The organism is Streptomyces sp. Edi2 (assembly GCF_040253635.1).
Lineage (GTDB): Bacteria > Actinomycetota > Actinomycetes > Streptomycetales > Streptomycetaceae > Streptomyces.
On sequence record NZ_JBEJGX010000003.1, the window covers coordinates 751,068 to 766,506 of the forward strand.

Below are 15,439 nucleotides of genomic sequence, written 5' to 3' on the forward strand. Positions count from 1 at the left end.
TTCTCCTACCCGCCCGGTCCGGCGGGCCGTTCACGGGTTGATCCGCCGGGCGGCGGCCCCCCCCCCGGCGGAGCGTCGCCCGCCCCGCTGCCGTGGCGCAACCTGCCCGCCACACACCGTGACCACCGCTCCGACTAGCTGCCCCCTCCCGGTGTGCCGCACCATGGAGAGGAGGCCGTGAATGACGACATATCCGGTGAAACGGTGGCGGGGTGAACGCTCCGGCTCCGGAGGGCGGATACGGCGACCGTGGCGTACGACAACGGCTTCCGGCATACGGAGGCGGTACAGGAAGTGACCGCACGGGTCCTCGGGGCTACCGGGGCTGAGCTGACCGCGGTCTATGTGCCCGCCGAGGGGAGCGGCGCTCTTCAGCTGGCCGAGATGGTCGGCGGCACCGGCGCCCCCTACGGACTGCCGGCGAGCTTCCCGCTGTCCGGCAATTCCCCGGTCGCGGCAGCCTTCCGCACCGGCCTTCCCCTGTGGCTGAGCCCGGCGGAGCTCGCGCAGTACGGCGTCACCACTCCCCCGGGCAGCCCGGGTGCGGAGCCCTGGGACGGCGCCGGGGCACTGCCGTCCGATGTCTCCCTGGGCGTGCTGCCGCTGGGCGGGGACGCCAAACGGCTGGGGTGCCTGGTCGTCATGGACAAGGCACCGGACGCCTTCGACGCCGACCGCCGCCATCTGCTGGAACTCCATGCCGACCAGGTGTCCGCGGGGCTGGAGGCCGTCGCGGCCCGGGTGATGGCCCGCACGGAGCGGCGGTCGCTGCTGGGACCGGGGCTGGACACCCTCCGGGGCGGCGCCTTCACGCTGATGCTGAGCACCGGGCGGATCGACGCGGACGGCCAGGTACTGGAGCTGTTCGGGATCGCTCCGGAGCAGTTCGACCGGCGGGTGGAGACGCTGTTGGAGTGCACCGCGCCGGACGACGTTCCCGCGCTGATGTCGATGGTGGAGCCGGGTCGGCTGCCCTCCCCCGCCCAGCAGCTGTCGATCCGCATCCGCCGGCCCAACGGCGAACTCCGCTGGCTGAGTCTGCGCTGCCGGGTGCTGGTCGACGCCGCCGGCGCCCCGGAGCGCATGCTGGGCGTGGTCGCCGACGCCTCCTATCTGCGCCCCAGTGCGGACGAGGTCTCCATCGTGCAGCGGCTGTCCGCCGCGCTGGCCGGCGCCACGACCATCCGTGACGTCAGCCGGGTGGTGGTCGCCGCCCTGCGGACGCCGCTGGGCGCCGACCGGGTGGCGGTGGCCGAGCTGGAGGCCGACCGGTTCGTGGTGTCCGTCCTCGACCCGCCGGAACCCGGCGCCTGGCCCGCGGTGTGGCGGTCCGAGTGGAGATCCGAGTGGCCCGATGCGTCGTGCCATGCGATGCCCACGCTGGAGAGCGTGATACGGAGCGGCCATGTGGCCCTGTGGCCTCCGGGGGCCGCTCTCGAACCCGACCTGGCGGGCATCGGGCCCGGCGGTCTCGCCGTCCTGCCGCTGCCGGCCGGCGGCCGGATCGTCGGAGTGTGCCTGGTCGGCTGGGAGGAGGAGCACCCGTTCGGGCCGGAGGAACGGTCCCTGCTGACGGCGACCGCGGGTCTGGTGGGCCAGGCCCTCGTCCGCGCCCATGCGCTGGACGCCGGGCATGAGCTCGCCACGATGCTCCAGCGCAGTCTGCTGCCCCGCAAGCTGCCGTCGCTGCCCGGCGGGGTGGCCGTCGCCCGCTATCTGCCCGCCACCATGGGCCTGGAGGTGGGCGGCGACTGGTACGACGTCATCCCGCTGTCCGACGGCCGGATCGCGCTCGTCATCGGTGATGTGGAGGGCCACAGCGCCGGCGCCGCCACGATCATGGGCCAGATGCGCACCGCGATCCGGGCCTACGCGGTCGAGGGGCACCCGCCCGATGTGGTGGTCTCCCATGCCAACCGGCTGCTCCTCGGTATGGAGACCGATCTCTTCGCGACCTGCTGTTACGTGGACCTGGACATGGAGGAGGGCATCGCCTGGTTCGTCCGGGCCGGGCATCTGCCGCCGTTGCTGCGGTACCCCGACGGCAGCACCGAGGAGCTGTCGGTCGAGGGCGGTCCACCGCTGGGAGTGGCCGCCGAGGGGGAGTTCCCGCTGACCGAGGTGGGCCTGGCCCCCGGCACCGTGCTCGTCCTGCTCACGGACGGCCTGGCCGAATCGGCCACGCTGCCCCTGGACGACGGCATCCGCCGGGTGCGCGAGCTGCTTGCCACGGCCGACCCGGCCGACGCCGGGCAGCTCGCCGACCAGCTGCTCGGCGAGACGAAGCGGCGCGACGACGATGTGGCGGTGCTGGTGCTGCGCTACGACGGCATGCGCGTCCGGCCGACCCGGGCGCACTGGACGGTGTGGCGGCTCCCCGACGCGGTCATGCACGCCCGCCGCTTCACCGCCCGCACCCTGCGTTCCTGGCAGGTGAGCGAGGAGCTGGACGTGGCCCAGCTGGTGGTGTCGGAACTGGTCACCAACGCCATCGCCCATACGCAGGGCGAGGTGCGGCTGGATCTGACCCTGGCCGGGGACCGGCTGCGGATCGCGGTGAACGACGCTTCGCCCCGGGCGCCCGTCAAGCCGGCGACCGTGGACTGGGAGTCGACCGGCGGCCGCGGGCTGCTGCTCGTCGAGGCGATGTCGGCGTCCTGGGGGTCGGTGCCGCTGAGCGGCGGCAAGCAGGTGTGGAGCGAGATCACCCTGCAGCCGGGCGAACAGCTCGGCGCCGAGGGGGCGCCGGCCGGCGCGGACGGCCGGCGGGAGGGGAAGGAGGTTCCCTGAGGTGCGTGCTCGTCTGCGGGGAGCTGCCGCCGTCCTGGCCGGGCTGTGTCTGCTGGCCGGGCCGGCCGCCTGCGGCAAGGCCGGCGGGGTGCACGAGCCGGGCGGGCCCGCCTCCGGTGGCGCCCTGAAGATCGGTGTGCTGCTCCCGGACAACACCTCACGCCTCTACCACTTCGACAAGCCGCTGATCGAGAAGAAGATCCATCAGCTCTGCCCCGCATGCACGGTGGAGGTCGTCAGCGCCGAGCATGACGTGGCCACCCAGCAGCAGCAGATGGACGCGATGATCACCAAGCGGGTCCGGGTGCTGATCCTGGACGCCGTCGACTCCAAGTCGCTGCGCGCGCCGGTCGAGAGCGCGCGGGCGGCGGGAATCCCGGTCGTCTCCTACGACCGCCTCGTGGAGGGACCGGTCTCGGCGTATGTCTCCTTCAACGGCAAGAGGGTCGGCGAGCTGCAGGGCGAGGCGCTTCTCCAGGCACTCGGCGAGAAGGCACGCGGCGACCGGATCGTCATGATGAACGGCGATTCGACGGACCCCAACTCCGCCTGGTTCCGGCAGGGCGCGCTCGACGTGCTCCGGGGCAAGGTGAAGATCGAGAAGGCCTACGAGACCGCCGGGTGGCGCCCGGAGAACGCCAACAGCAATATGTCCGCCGCCATTTCGGCGCTCGGCGCCGGGAACATCGACGGTGTCTACTCCGCCAATGACGGGCTGGCGGCCGGCGTCATCTCCGCCCTGCAGGCCGCGAAGATCTCGCCGTTGCCGCCCGTCACCGGCCAGGACGCCGAACTCGCCGCCATCCAGCGCATCGTCACCGGCGATCAGTACATGACCGTCTACAAGCCCTTCGGGCCCGAGGCCGGCACCGCCGCCGCCATGGCCGTCGCGCTGGGCCGCGGCAAGAAGCTCGACGGCATCACGACGCACACGGTCAACAGCCCCACCACCCATGGCATCCCGGCGGTGCTGCTCACCCCGGTCTCCGTGACCGTGCACCGCATCAAGGACACCGTGGTCAAGGACGGCATGTACACGATCGAGCAGATCTGCACCCCCAAGTTCGCGTCCGCCTGCCGGCAGGCGGGACTCACCAGGTAAGGCAGGTATCTCCATGGAGCCCGGCCCAGCCCTCCGACGACCGGTACCGGCGCCGCCCCTGCTGGCGCTGCGCGGCATCTCCAAGCGGTACGGCGCCGTGCAGGCCCTGACGGATGTCGAACTGGAGGTCCGCGCCGGCCAGGTCGTCGCGCTCGTGGGCGACAACGGCGCCGGCAAGTCCACGCTGATCAGGGTGGTCGCCGGGGTCGATCCCGCCGATGAGGGCGTGATCGAGTGGGACGGCCGGCCCGTCCAGATCACCCGCCCCCACGAGGCCCAGGACCTGGGCATCGCCACCGTCTACCAGGACCTCGCGCTGTGCGACAACCTCGACGTGGTCGGCAATCTCTTCCTGGGCCGCGAGATCCACCGGGCCGGTGTGCTGGACGAGGTGGAGATGGAGCGCCTCACCCTGGACCTGCTCGACATGCTGGCCATCCGGATGCCCGACGTACGCCTCCCGGTCGCCTCGCTCTCCGGCGGCCAACGCCAGACCGTCGCGATCTCCCGCTCGCTGCTCGGCGAGCCCCGGCTCGTGCTCCTCGACGAACCCACCGCGGCCCTGGGCATCGAACAGACCGCCCAGCTCCTCGACCTCGTCGACCAGCTCCGCGAACGCGGGCTGGGGGTGCTCCTGATCAGCCACAACATGGGGGACATCAAGGCGGTCGCGGACTGGGTCGCCGTGCTGCGGCTCGGCCGGAACAACGGGTTCTTCGATGTGACGACCACGTCCCACGAACAGATCATCTCCTCGATCACCGGGGCCACGGACAACGCCGTGACCCGCCGCAGGACACCCGGGTGGGAGGTGCAGCCGTGAGCAGGACCTGGGCCCTGCGCAAGCAGCGGCCGTCCGGCGGGCAGGGCGCCGCCGGCGGGGCGGTGACCCCTGCCGACCGGCGCCGCCTCGCGCCCGATTTCGGGGCACAGAACCCCCTCGACGTGCTCCGGCGGAGGTTCCACAGCGGCGAGCTCGGCTCGGTGCCGGTGGCCCTCGGCCTGATCGTGGTGTGGATCATCTTCGAGAGCCTGAACGAGAACTTCCTCTCGCCGCGCAACCTGTCCAATCTGACCGTGGACATCGTCGGCACCGGCATGATCGCCGTCGGTGTGGTCTTCGTTCTGCTGCTCGGCGAGATCGACCTCTCGGTGGGGTCGGTGAGCGGCCTCGCGGCGGCCGCCTTCGCGGTGCTGACCGTGAACCATGGCGTACCGGAGGGGCTTGCGTTGCTGGTCGCGGTGCTCGGGGGCACGGTGATCGGAGCCGTTCAGGGGTTCTTCTTCGCCAAGGTCGGGGTGCCGGCGTTCGTGGTCACCCTTGCGGGCCTGCTGGGCTGGAACGGCCTGATGCTCTACGTCCTGGGCTCCAACGGCACGATCAACATCGACGACAAGGGCCTGCTCGCGATGCTGACCAGCTATTACTTCAACAATGTGGCCGCGGCGTACGGCCTGGCAGTGCTCGGCACCGCCGCCTACTTCCTGGTGTCCTACCGTGACGTGCGGCGGCGCAGGGCCGCCGGGGTGCCCGCCCGGCCGCTGAGCGAGATCCTGCTGCGCACCGGAGTGCTGGCGGTGATCTCGCTGGCCGCGGCCGTGGTCCTCAACCAGTTCCTGGGGCTTCCGCTGGCGCTGCTGATCTTCCTCGTCGTGCTCGTCGGCCTCGACTGCGTGCTCCGCCGCACGCGCTACGGACGCATGATCTTCGCCCTCGGCGGCAGCGTCGAGGCCGCCCGCCGCACCGGCCTCAATGTAGACCTGGTCCGTATCTCGGTCTTCATGGTGTCCGGCACGATGGCCGCGATCGGCGGTCTGTTCCTGGCCTCGCGCGTCACCTCGGCCAGTCAGACGTCGGGGGCGGGCCTGCTGCTGATGGACGCCATCGCCGCCGCGGTCATCGGCGGCACCAGCCTGTTCGGCGGACGGGGCCGGACCTGGTCCGCGCTGCTCGGTGTCCTGGTCATCCAGTCGATCGCCTCCGGTGTGGCCCTCATGGGCATCCGGACCGCCGTGCAGTTCATGATCACGGGCGGGGTGCTGCTGATCGCCGTGGTCATCGACTCGCTGTCGCGGCGGGCGCAGAAGGCGCACGGGCGGGTCTGACACGCCCGCAGTCCCGGGCCGGGAGCCCGGGAACGCCACCGGGCGAGCGGGCGTTTGCGCCGCGGCAGGCCACGGAACACCTCAGCCGATGCACCCGATCCTGCACGCCCTGTCCATCGCCGGATCCATGACCTGGGAGATCACCTGGGCGCTGATCCTGGGCTTTGCGCTGTCCGCGGTCGTCCAGGCGGTGGTGCGCACCTCCACCGTGGTCGGTCTGCTCGGCGACGACCGTCCCCGCACCCTGACGCTGGCCGCCGCGCTGGGTGCGGCGTCCTCCTCCTGCTCGTACGCCGCGGTCGCGCTGGCCCGGTCGCTGTTCCGCAAAGGCGCGCACTTCACGGCCGCGATGGCGTTCGAGATCGCCTCCACGAACCTGGTGGTCGAACTCGGCGTCATTCTGGCGCTGTTGATGGGCTGGCAGTTCACGGTCGCCGAGTTCGTCGGCGGACCGGTCATGATCGTCGTGCTGGCCGTGCTGTTCCGCCTCTTCCTGCGCGACAGGCTGCTGCGGCGCGCCCGCGAGCAGGCCGAGCGGGGGCTGGCCGGCTCCATGGAGGGGCATGCCGCGATGGACATGTCCGTACACCGCGAGGGGTCCTTCGCACGGCGGCTGTTCTCCACCGAGGGCTACACCTCGACCTCGCACGTCTTCGTCATGGAGTGGGCCGCGATCATCAAGGATCTGGTGCTCGGCCTGCTGATCGCCGGGGCCATCGCCGCCTGGGTCCCCGACAGCCTCTGGCGCGCGTTCTTCTTCGACGGGCACCCGCTGGCCGCGAAGGTGTGGGGCCCGCTGATCGGACCGCTGGTGGCCATCGCCTCGTTCGTCTGCTCCATCGGCAATGTGCCGCTGGCGGTGGTCCTGTGGAAGGGCGGGATCAGCTTCGGCGGGGTGGTCGCGTTCCTCTTCGCCGACCTGCTGATCCTGCCGATCCTGCACATCTACCGGAAGTACTACGGGACCAGGATGGCCCTGTTCCTGCTGGTCACGTTCTATGCGTCCGTCGTCGTCGCGGGCTATGCGGTCGAAGGCATCTTCGGCGGACTGGGGCTGATCCCCCGCCAGGCCGACGCGACGATCCCCATGTCCGGGGTTTCCTGGAACTACACCACCTGGCTCAACATCGCCTTCCTCCTCCTCGCCGCCGCACTGGTCCACCGCTTCCTGCGCACCGGGGGCCGGGCCATGCTGCGCGTGATGGGCGGCACGCCGCCGGACGGTCCCCGGGCGCACCCCGCGCACGGCGGCAGCGGGCACGGCAGCACGGGGCATGACGGCACCGGAGACGGCGGCACCGGCCACGGCGGCACCGGAGACGGTCCGCGCTGACCGGTGGCGGGAGGCGAGTGGGAGCCCACTGGGGCCGATTGGCCCGTGCCGGAGCGGGCGAGGGCGAGCACCCTGGAGGTGTGGGCGCGAACGCGCCGAGCGCGCCAGGAACGGAGCGAGGCCATGAACGATGTCATCACCGCCGGTGTGGACGGTACGCCCGAGTCCCTGTCCGCGATCCTGTGGGCGGCGCACGAGGCACGGCTGCGCCATGCGCGCCTGCGGCTGCTGCATGCCTGGGTGCTGCTCGCGCCCGAGCCGGTGCCCCACTCCCTGGAGGAGCTGGAGGAAGGGGACCAGAACTACTGGCCGCACCGGATGATGGAGGAAGCCGTCACCGCGGTGCGCACCCGTTTCCCCGACCTTCCGGTGGAGCCGGTCCTGGTGCCCGCGGACCCCCTGGAGGCCCTGCAGAAAGCCGCGGGAGCGTCGGACCTGCTGGTCCTCGGCTCACGGGACCTGGGCCCGGTGTCCCGCTTCGCCCTCGGCGAGCTCGGGCTGAAGCTGGTGGCGCACACCGAGTGCCCGACGGTGCTGGTACGGGCCCGGCCGGGCATCGCGGCAGCGGGGCAGGACGGAGAGGTCGTGGTGGGGCTGGGCCTGCACGGGCCGTGCGAGGCACTGCTCGCCTTCGCCTTCGACAGCGCCGCCCGCCGGGGTGCCGCGCTGCGCGCCGTGCACGGCAGGCACCTGCCCTCGTACGCGTACAACCGGGGCGGCGGCGTGGAGCCGGTTCTCGCCGAGGAGGCGGCGCGCGACGCACGGCAGGAGCTGGCCGCGGCGCTGCATCCGTGGCGGGAGAAGTACCCGGACCTGCGGGTGAACGAGCGGGTGGTGATGGAGAGTCCGGCGCCGGCCCTGCTGCACAGCGCCGCGGACACCCGGCTGCTCATCGTCGGCCGGCGGCACCGGCGCCGCTTGCCGGCACCGCGTATCGGCCATGTCGTCCAGGCTGCCGTCCACCACGCTCCGTGTCCGGTGGCAGTGGTGCCGCACGAGTGACCGGGCGACGGCGGACGTCCACGGTCTGAGACGGCGGTGGCCGGCGCCATGACGGCCCGCGGCAGAAGGCGGATGATGACGGTGAGAGGTCATACCGGCGGGACCGGCCGCCGAGGGCATGACGGCTCCGCCCGCGGCCCCGGCCGGCAGCCCCCGGTGGCAGGTGGCAGCCCCGGTGGAAGGCAGAGGTACGCCATGGCGAAGACAGTCGAGTGGCCCGTCCGTCTCTACCTCTTCGAGGAGGACGGCACGACCAAGGCACGCGTGGTGCTCCGGACCGGAACCACCACCCTCACCGGGCACGGCACGGCCCACTGCAGCCCCGAGGACAGGGACGTACCGGAGATCGGCGACGAGATCGCGGCCGGGCGTGCGATGAGGGACCTCGCGGGGCAGCTGCAGCGGGTGGCGGATCTTGACCTCGAAGGGGTCGGTGCCGCGCCGCCCCGGCACGACCACCGCGCCGCGTACGGCTGGGCCGACGCGATGGCGTGAGTCCGGTGCGGGCGCCGGGACCGGCCGGCCGGTGCCACGGCGCTCCCGGGAAGGAGCCGGCCATGTCGGATGCGACGCTCACCGACCTGTACGAAGTGACCATGGCCCTCTCATACCTCCACGAGGGCATGACGGAGCCGGCGACCTTCAGCTGCTTTGTCCGCGCCCTGCCGCCGGACCGGGGATTCCTGATCGCCGCCGGAGCCGAGACGGTCCTCGACTTTCTCGCCGACTTCACCGTCGAACGCGACGATGTCGAGGTGTTCGCCGAGGCGCTGCAACGGCCGGCGCGGGAACTCGCCCCGCTGGTGGGGATGCCCTTCACCGGCGAGGTCCGGGCCGTGCCGGAGGGCCGGGTCGTCCTGGCGGGGGAACCGCTGCTGGAGATCACCGCTCCGCTGCCGCAGGCGCAGTTCGTGGAGTCGTATGTGCTCAACCACCTCACCCACCAGACGACCATCGCGTCCAAGTGCGTCAGATGCGTGCTCGCCGCACGGGGGCGCTCCGTCGTGGACTTCTCGCTGCGGCGCACCCACGGAACCGCCGCCGCCTGCCAGGTGGCCCGGCTGGGTGCCATGACCGGGTTCACCGGCACCAGCAATGTGGCGGCGGCGCACGCCGAGGATCTGACGGCGGTGGGCACGATGGCGCACTCCTACATCGAGGCGTTCGGGGACGAGGAGGCGGCGTTCACCGCGTTCGCGCTCCGCCATCCCGGACCGGTGACCTTTCTGGTGGACACCTACGCCACCGAATCCGGCGTCGCGGCAGCGGCCAGGGTGCTGAACGCGCTGGGGCGCGGTGACGGTTCCGCCATCCGGCTGGACAGCGGCGACCTGGCGGAACTGGCCTTCCGCGCCCGCTCGATCCTGGACAACGCGGGGCTTCCGCAGGTCCGTATCGTCGCCAGCGGCGGGCTGGACGAATTCGCCGTGCACGATCTGACACGGGCGGGAGCCCCGATCGACGTCTTTGCCGTGGGCACCCGGATCGGGGTGAGCGCCGACGCCCCCGCACTGGATTCGGCGTACAAGCTCGTCGCCTACGACGGCCGCCCCCTGATGAAGCTGTCGGCGGCGAAGGCGACCGCACCGGGCCGCAAGCAGGTCTTCCGCCGGCCCGGGTGCCACGATGTGATCGGTCTGGCCGAGGAGCCGGTCCCTCCGGGCAGTACGCCGCTGCTGGAAACGCTGATGCGCGGGGGCGTGCGCGGTACGCCGCGCGGCCGCCTCGAGGACGCCCGGCGGCGGGTCGCCGCCGATACCGCGGAGCTGCCCGCGGCCGCGCGGTACATCCGGTCGCCGCAGGCCGTCCGGGCGAAGGTCTCGAAGCGGCTCGCCGTCCTGACCGAGCAGGTGCGGCGGCGGACCGAGCGTGAGGCCCTGGCCCCGTTCGGCTCGCACGCCTGAGCCGCCGGGGGCTTTTCTCCGTACCGTCGTCGTATGGCGGACAAGCAGGGCGGCAGCGGCGCCGGGAAGCTGTCACGGTCGCGGTACGAACCGGAGCTGTACCGGCTGCAGACGGAGCTGGTGAAGCTCCAGGAGTGGGTGCGCACCGAGGGCGCCCGGCTCGTCGTGGTCTTCGAGGGACGGGACGCGGCCGGCAAGGGAAGCACCATCAAACGGGTCGCCCAGTACCTCAACCCCCGGGTGGCACGGATCGTGGCGCTGCCCCGGCCCACCGAGCGCGAGCGCACCCAGTGGTACTTCCAGCGCTATGCGGAGCACCTTCCGGCGGCGGGCGAGATGGTGCTGTTCGACCGTAGTTGGTACAACCGGGCCGGTGTCGAACGGGTCATGGGCTTTTGCACACCGGCCGAACACCAGCGGTTCCTGCGGCAGTGCCCGGTCTTCGAACGGATGCTGGTGGAGGACGGGATCCTGCTGCGCAAGTACTGGTTCTCGGTGAGCGACGAGGTGCAGGAGCAGCGGTTCCGGCGGCGGCTGCAGGACCCCACCCGGCGCTGGAAGCTCTCGCCCATGGACCTGGAGTCGCTGACCCGCTGGGAGGAGTATTCGCGGGCCAAGGACGAGATGTTCGTGCACACGGACATCGCGGAGTCACCGTGGTACGTCGTCGAGAGCGACGACAAACGCCGGGCGCGGCTGAACATGATCGCCCACCTGCTGTCGACGGTGCCCTATCACGCCGTCACCCCGCCCGAGCTGGCCCTGCCGCCGCGGCCGCCGGCCACCGGCTACCAGCGGCCGCCCCGGGATCTGCAGACCTACGTCCCCGATCATGCGGCCGGGCTGGAGACGTAGCGCCGGACCGCGGTGCCGGCTCAGGCGGCCTTGGGCACGACCGCAACGGGGCAGGCGGCGTGGCGGAGCGCGGTGTGCGCCACCCGGCCGGGCTGCAGTCCGAAGTGTCCCTGGCGGCGCTGCGCTCCGACCACCAGCAGATCGGCCGCGGCGGCGCGGTGCACCAGGACCTTGTGCGCCGGTCCCTCCGCCACGGCGCGCTCCACCCGCACCGCCGGATGCGCGCCGGCCGCCTTGTCCAGGGCATCGTCCAGCAGCGCCGTGGCCTGCTGTTCGTGGGAGCGGTGGGCCGTTGCGGTGGGCTGCGGGGCGTCGGCCGACCCGGGTGCCGGGCGGTGCCAGGCGCAAACCGCCTCCAGTGTGCAACCGCGGGCCTCGGCCTCGCGGAAGGCGAAGCGGACGGCCGCCATGTCACCGGCCGGGTCGGCGACGCCGAGGAGGATGCGCTCGTGTGTGCCCGCGAGTCCGGCCGGGTCACCGCGCACCACGATCACCGGGCACCGGGCGCGGGCGGCAACCGCCAGGCTGACCGACCCGAGCAGCAGACCGCTGATCTCCCCGTGTCCCCGCGACCCCAGGACCAGCGCCGAGGCATGCAGGCCCTCGTTCAGCAGGACGGTGACCGCGTCGTCGGCCAGCACCTCCGCCGAGACCCTGACGTCCGCACGACGGCGGCGGGCGTGGTCGGCGGCGGCCGCCACGATGTCCTCCGCGAGCACCTGCTCGACGGGGCGTTCCGGGGCCGGCGCCGACGAGGTGCCCTCATAGTGCTCCCACCGGGAGGCGTGGACGATCCGCAGCGGGAGGGTGTGGCGTGCCGCCTCGTCCACCGCCCAGTCCAGCGACCGGAACGCGGCATCCGATCCATCGGTCCCGACGGTCAGCGGATGCTCCATCGCTCCACTTCCTTTCGCTCACCCCGGCGACGGGGCCTACTGCCACCGTCGCACCGTGGTCCGGTGCGCGCAGGGGGGCGGCCAGTCGTCTCGAGGCCGTCCGGCCGGGATCGCAGCGGGCCCACCGGGCTCCGGTGACGGAGCGCGGCGCGCCCATGGCCCGCAGTCGTGGTGCCATGGAAGGGACACCGACGAACGGAACCGTCACCATGCGAACGGAACCGTCACCATGAGCGGCGCTGCCCTGGCCGCTTGTCTGCACTCGCTGCGGGCCGTGGTCTTCGACACCGACGGGGTCATCACCGACTCCGCGCGGATGCATGCCGCGGCCTGGAAGAGCGCCTTCGACGCATGTCTGACGGCCGCGGGCGGGCAACGCCCCTTCGACCCGGTGGACGACTATCTGCGCTATGTCGACGGCCGGTCCCGTCAGGACGGGGCGGCCGCCTTCCTGCGCGCCCGGGGCCTCGATCTGCCGTCCGGCACACCGGAGGACGCGCCGGGCACGGACACCGTCGGCGCCGTCGCGGCCCGCAAGGACGAGCTGTTCACCGCGCGCCTGCGGACCGAGGCCGTCACCACCTGGCCCGGCACCGTGCGCCTGCTGCGGGTGCTGTGGGACCTAGGGGTACCGTGCGCCGCCGTCTCGGCGTCCCGCCACGCCACCGAACTGCTGGCCTCGGCCGAGGTGCTCGGGCTCTTCCGGGCCGTGGTGGACGGCAACGAGGCACGCCGGCTGAACCTGCCCGGCAAACCGGACCCCGCGCTCTTCGTGGAAGCGGCCCGGCGGCTCGGTGTCCCGGCCGCGGACACCGCCGTGGTGGAGGACGCCCTCGCCGGTGTCGAGGCCGGCCGCCGCGGCGGATTCGGCCTGGTGGTGGGCGTGGACCGGACGGCAGGACCGTACAGTGCCACCGCCCTGCGCCGCCGTGGCGCCGATGTGGTCGTGGCCGACCCCGGCGAGCTGCTGACGGCCGGGGAGGGGGGATGACAAGCACCTGGACCTGGTCGTACGGCAGCCGGGGCGGGCGGATGCCACGCCCCTGGACCTGGTCGTACGAGGGGTACGACCCGGAGACGGAACGGCTGCGCGAAACACTCTGCGCCCTCGGCAACGGCTACTTCGCCACCCGCGGCGCGGCATCCGAGGTGCCGGCCGGACCCGCGCACTACCCCGGCACCTACGCCGCCGGCTGCTACAACCGGCTCACCTCGCTGGTGGCGGGGCGCCCGGTCGAGAACGAGGACATGGTCAACCTGCCCAACTGGCTCCCGCTGCGCTACCGGATCTGCCCCGCCGACGCGGCTCCCGGCCCCTGGCTCTCCCCCGACCACCCGCAGCTGACGGAGCACCGGCAGACCCTGGACCTGCGGCACGGCACGCTGACCCGCTGGTCGGTCTACGAGGACGAGGCCGGCCGGCGGCTGACCGTGGAGCAGTGCCGCCTGGTGCACATGGGAGAACCCCATCTGGCCGGGCTGCGCACCTGCTTCCGGTCCCATGGGTGGACGGGCACGGTGGAGGTGGAGTCCGGGATCGACGGTGCGGTGCGCAATGCCGGCGTCGCGCGCTACCGGGAGCTGGCGGACCAGCATCTGACGGGGTGGGAGACCGGGAGCGAGCTGCCGGACACGGTGTGGCTGAGCTGCCGCACCCTCGACTCGGACATCCGGATCGCGCTGGCCGCCCGGACCCGCGCCTCCTCCGGCCGGGGCGGGGCGCCCATGCCACAGCTCACCGCGCTCGGAGCGTTCCACACCCTGGTCCTGCCCCTCCCCCTGGACTCCCCCGCGGTCGTCGAGAAGACCGTGGCACTGTTCACCTCCCGCGACCCGGCGATCGAGAGCCCGCGGCATGCGGCCGTGGACTGTGTGGCCCTGGCCCCGCACTTCCGGCAGTTGCGGGCGTCGCACCGCCGCGCCTGGGAGAACCTGTGGCGGCAGGCCAAGCTGGAGGTCCCCGGAGAGGCGGGCGGGATCCTGCGGCTGCACCTCTTCCACGTCCTGCAGACCCTCTCGCCGCACACCGCCGAGCTGGATGCCGGGGTGCCGGCGAGGGGCCTGCACGGCGAGGCGTACCGCGGACATGTCTTCTGGGACGAGCTGTTCGTGCTGCCGTTCTTGAACCTGCACCTGCCGCAGGTCTCCCGCGCGCTGCTCGACTACCGCTACCGGCGGCTGCCCGCCGCCTGCCATGCGGCGCGGGAAGCGGGCCGCACCGGCGCGATGTACCCGTGGCAGAGCGCCGGCGACGGCCGTGAGGAGACCCAGCAGCTCCACCTCAACCCGCGCTCGGGGCGCTGGCTGCCCGACTACTCCCGGCTCCAGCACCACGTCGGGTCGGCGATCGCCTACAACGTGTGGCAGTACGGACAGGCCAGCGGCGACACGGAGTTCCTGCACACCAGGGGCGCGGAGATGCTGCTGCAGATCGCCCGCTTCTGGGCCGCCTCCGTGGTCTGGGACGACGCCCTGGGCCGGTACCGCATCCGTGGGGTCGTCGGTCCCGACGAGTACCACGACGGCTATCCGGACGCCGCCGCACCGGGGGTGGACGACAACGCCTACACCAATGTCACGGCGGCCTGGGTGCTGATGCGTGCCCTCGATCTCTGCCGCACGCTCCCCGAGGCCCATCAGCGGCAGCTGTGCGAACGTCTCCAGCTCGACCCGGAGGAGCCCGAGCGCTGGGAGGACATCGCACACCGGCTCCATGTGCCCTACCACCGCGGGGTGATCAGCCAGTTCGCCGGATACGGGGACCTCGCCGAGCTGGACTGGCACGGATACCGGCAGCGCTACGGAGACATCCGCCGGCTGGACCGGATCCTGGAGGCGGAGGGCGACACGGTCAACCGCTACCAGGCCTCCAAACAGGCCGATGTGCTGATGCTGGGCTACCTCTTCTCGCCGTCGGAGCTCGCTTCGGTGTTCCGCCGGCTCGGCCATCCCCTGGACGACGACATCTGGCACGCCACCGTCGACTACTACCTGCACCGCACCAGCCACGGCTCCACCCTCAGCGCCCTGGTCCACGCCTGGGTCCTGGCCCGCGTCCAGCGTCCCGACGCCTGGACGTTCTGCGAGGAGGCGCTGGCCGGGGATGTGGCGGACGTCCAGGGCGGCACCACGGCGGAGGGCATCCACCTGGGGGCGATGGCCGGCACCCTGGATTTCGTCCAGCGCGGGATGACCGGCCTGGAGACCCGCGACCAGGCACTGTGGCTCGATCCGGCGCCGCTGCCGGAACTCTCGAAGTTCGGGGTCCGCATCCGCTTCCGGCGCCACTGGGACATCGATCTGCGCATCCGCGCCGAGCAGGTACGGATCGAGGTACCGGCCTCCGAGAACGCCGCGGTGCGGGTCAGGCTGCGCGACCGCTCGTTCTCGCTCGCGCCCGGTACGTCCCGCCGGCTCGATCTGCCCGGCGACTGACGGGGACGATGGGCCG

12 protein-coding genes are annotated in these 15,439 nt (G+C 72.3%); 11 read left to right on the forward strand and 1 reads right to left on the reverse strand.

Annotated features, from left to right (window positions below; all coding sequences use genetic code 11):
* Positions 1-249: 249 nt before the first annotated feature.
* The 9 genes from ABR737_RS06705 (at position 250) to ppk2 (ending at position 11,092) form a co-directional block, all read left to right on the forward strand.
* Complete coding sequence (locus ABR737_RS06705; protein ID WP_502964286.1) at positions 250-2,790, forward strand: SpoIIE family protein phosphatase; 2,541 nt, start codon at positions 250-252, stop codon at positions 2,788-2,790.
* Position 2,791: 1 nt separating this feature from the next.
* Positions 2,792-3,892 carry a sugar ABC transporter substrate-binding protein gene (locus tag ABR737_RS06710; RefSeq protein WP_350249265.1) on the forward strand — a complete coding sequence of 367 codons (1,101 nt, stop codon included), beginning with the start codon at positions 2,792-2,794 and terminating at the stop codon, positions 3,890-3,892.
* A gap of 13 nt (positions 3,893-3,905) precedes the next feature.
* Entirely contained in the window at positions 3,906-4,715 is an 810-nt protein-coding gene (locus ABR737_RS06715) for an ATP-binding cassette domain-containing protein (RefSeq protein ID WP_350249266.1), read from the forward strand.
* Positions 4,712-5,998: a sugar ABC transporter permease gene (locus tag ABR737_RS06720; RefSeq protein ID WP_502964287.1), complete on the forward strand. Its 1,287-nt coding sequence runs from the start codon at positions 4,712-4,714 to the stop codon at positions 5,996-5,998. The genes ABR737_RS06715 and ABR737_RS06720 overlap by 4 nt, the downstream gene beginning before the upstream one ends.
* Positions 5,999-6,086: 88 nt before the next feature.
* A complete protein-coding gene (locus ABR737_RS06725; RefSeq protein ID WP_350249267.1) occupies positions 6,087-7,331 on the forward strand; it encodes a permease in 1,245 nt (414 codons plus the stop codon).
* Between the two features lie 123 nt (positions 7,332-7,454).
* Positions 7,455-8,333 (forward strand): universal stress protein, encoded by an 879-nt coding sequence (locus ABR737_RS06730; RefSeq protein WP_350249268.1) that lies wholly within the window; start codon positions 7,455-7,457, stop codon positions 8,331-8,333.
* A gap of 195 nt (positions 8,334-8,528) precedes the next feature.
* Complete coding sequence (locus ABR737_RS06735) at positions 8,529-8,828, forward strand: dsRBD fold-containing protein (RefSeq protein WP_350249269.1); 300 nt, start codon at positions 8,529-8,531, stop codon at positions 8,826-8,828.
* 62 nt (positions 8,829-8,890) lie between these two features.
* Positions 8,891-10,237 (forward strand): nicotinate phosphoribosyltransferase, encoded by a 1,347-nt coding sequence (locus tag ABR737_RS06740; protein ID WP_350249270.1) that lies wholly within the window; start codon positions 8,891-8,893, stop codon positions 10,235-10,237.
* Positions 10,238-10,270: 33 nt separating this feature from the next.
* Positions 10,271-11,092 (forward strand): polyphosphate kinase 2, encoded by an 822-nt coding sequence (ppk2, locus tag ABR737_RS06745; protein WP_350249271.1) that lies wholly within the window; start codon positions 10,271-10,273, stop codon positions 11,090-11,092.
* A 20-nt stretch (positions 11,093-11,112) separates the two neighbouring features.
* Here ppk2 and ABR737_RS06750 read toward each other — a convergent pair whose 3' ends face one another.
* Complete coding sequence (locus ABR737_RS06750; protein ID WP_350249272.1) at positions 11,113-11,988, reverse strand: universal stress protein; 876 nt, start codon at positions 11,986-11,988, stop codon at positions 11,113-11,115.
* Between the two features lie 229 nt (positions 11,989-12,217).
* Between ABR737_RS06750 and ABR737_RS06755 the strand changes: the two genes are divergently transcribed.
* Positions 12,218-12,979 carry an HAD family hydrolase gene (locus ABR737_RS06755; protein WP_350249273.1) on the forward strand — a complete coding sequence of 254 codons (762 nt, stop codon included), beginning with the start codon at positions 12,218-12,220 and terminating at the stop codon, positions 12,977-12,979.
* 41 nt (positions 12,980-13,020) lie between these two features.
* Positions 13,021-15,423: a glycoside hydrolase family 65 protein gene (locus ABR737_RS06760; RefSeq protein ID WP_350256697.1), complete on the forward strand. Its 2,403-nt coding sequence runs from the start codon at positions 13,021-13,023 to the stop codon at positions 15,421-15,423.
* Positions 15,424-15,439: the final 16 nt, after the last annotated feature.

Coding starts and splice junctions, on each gene's coding strand:
- ABR737_RS06715 (WP_350249266.1), top strand. CDS start 3,906: ATGGAGCCCGGCCCAGCCCTCCGACGACCGGTACCGGCGCCGCCCCTG.
- ABR737_RS06725 (WP_350249267.1), top strand. CDS start 6,087: ATGCACCCGATCCTGCACGCCCTGTCCATCGCCGGATCCATGACCTGG.
- ABR737_RS06730 (WP_350249268.1), top strand. CDS start 7,455: ATGAACGATGTCATCACCGCCGGTGTGGACGGTACGCCCGAGTCCCTG.
- ABR737_RS06735 (WP_350249269.1), top strand. CDS start 8,529: ATGGCGAAGACAGTCGAGTGGCCCGTCCGTCTCTACCTCTTCGAGGAG.
- ABR737_RS06740 (WP_350249270.1), top strand. CDS start 8,891: ATGTCGGATGCGACGCTCACCGACCTGTACGAAGTGACCATGGCCCTC.
- ppk2 (WP_350249271.1), top strand. CDS start 10,271: ATGGCGGACAAGCAGGGCGGCAGCGGCGCCGGGAAGCTGTCACGGTCG.
- ABR737_RS06750 (WP_350249272.1), bottom strand. CDS start 11,988: ATGGAGCATCCGCTGACCGTCGGGACCGATGGATCGGATGCCGCGTTC.
- ABR737_RS06755 (WP_350249273.1), top strand. CDS start 12,218: ATGAGCGGCGCTGCCCTGGCCGCTTGTCTGCACTCGCTGCGGGCCGTG.
- ABR737_RS06760 (WP_350256697.1), top strand. CDS start 13,021: ATGCCACGCCCCTGGACCTGGTCGTACGAGGGGTACGACCCGGAGACG.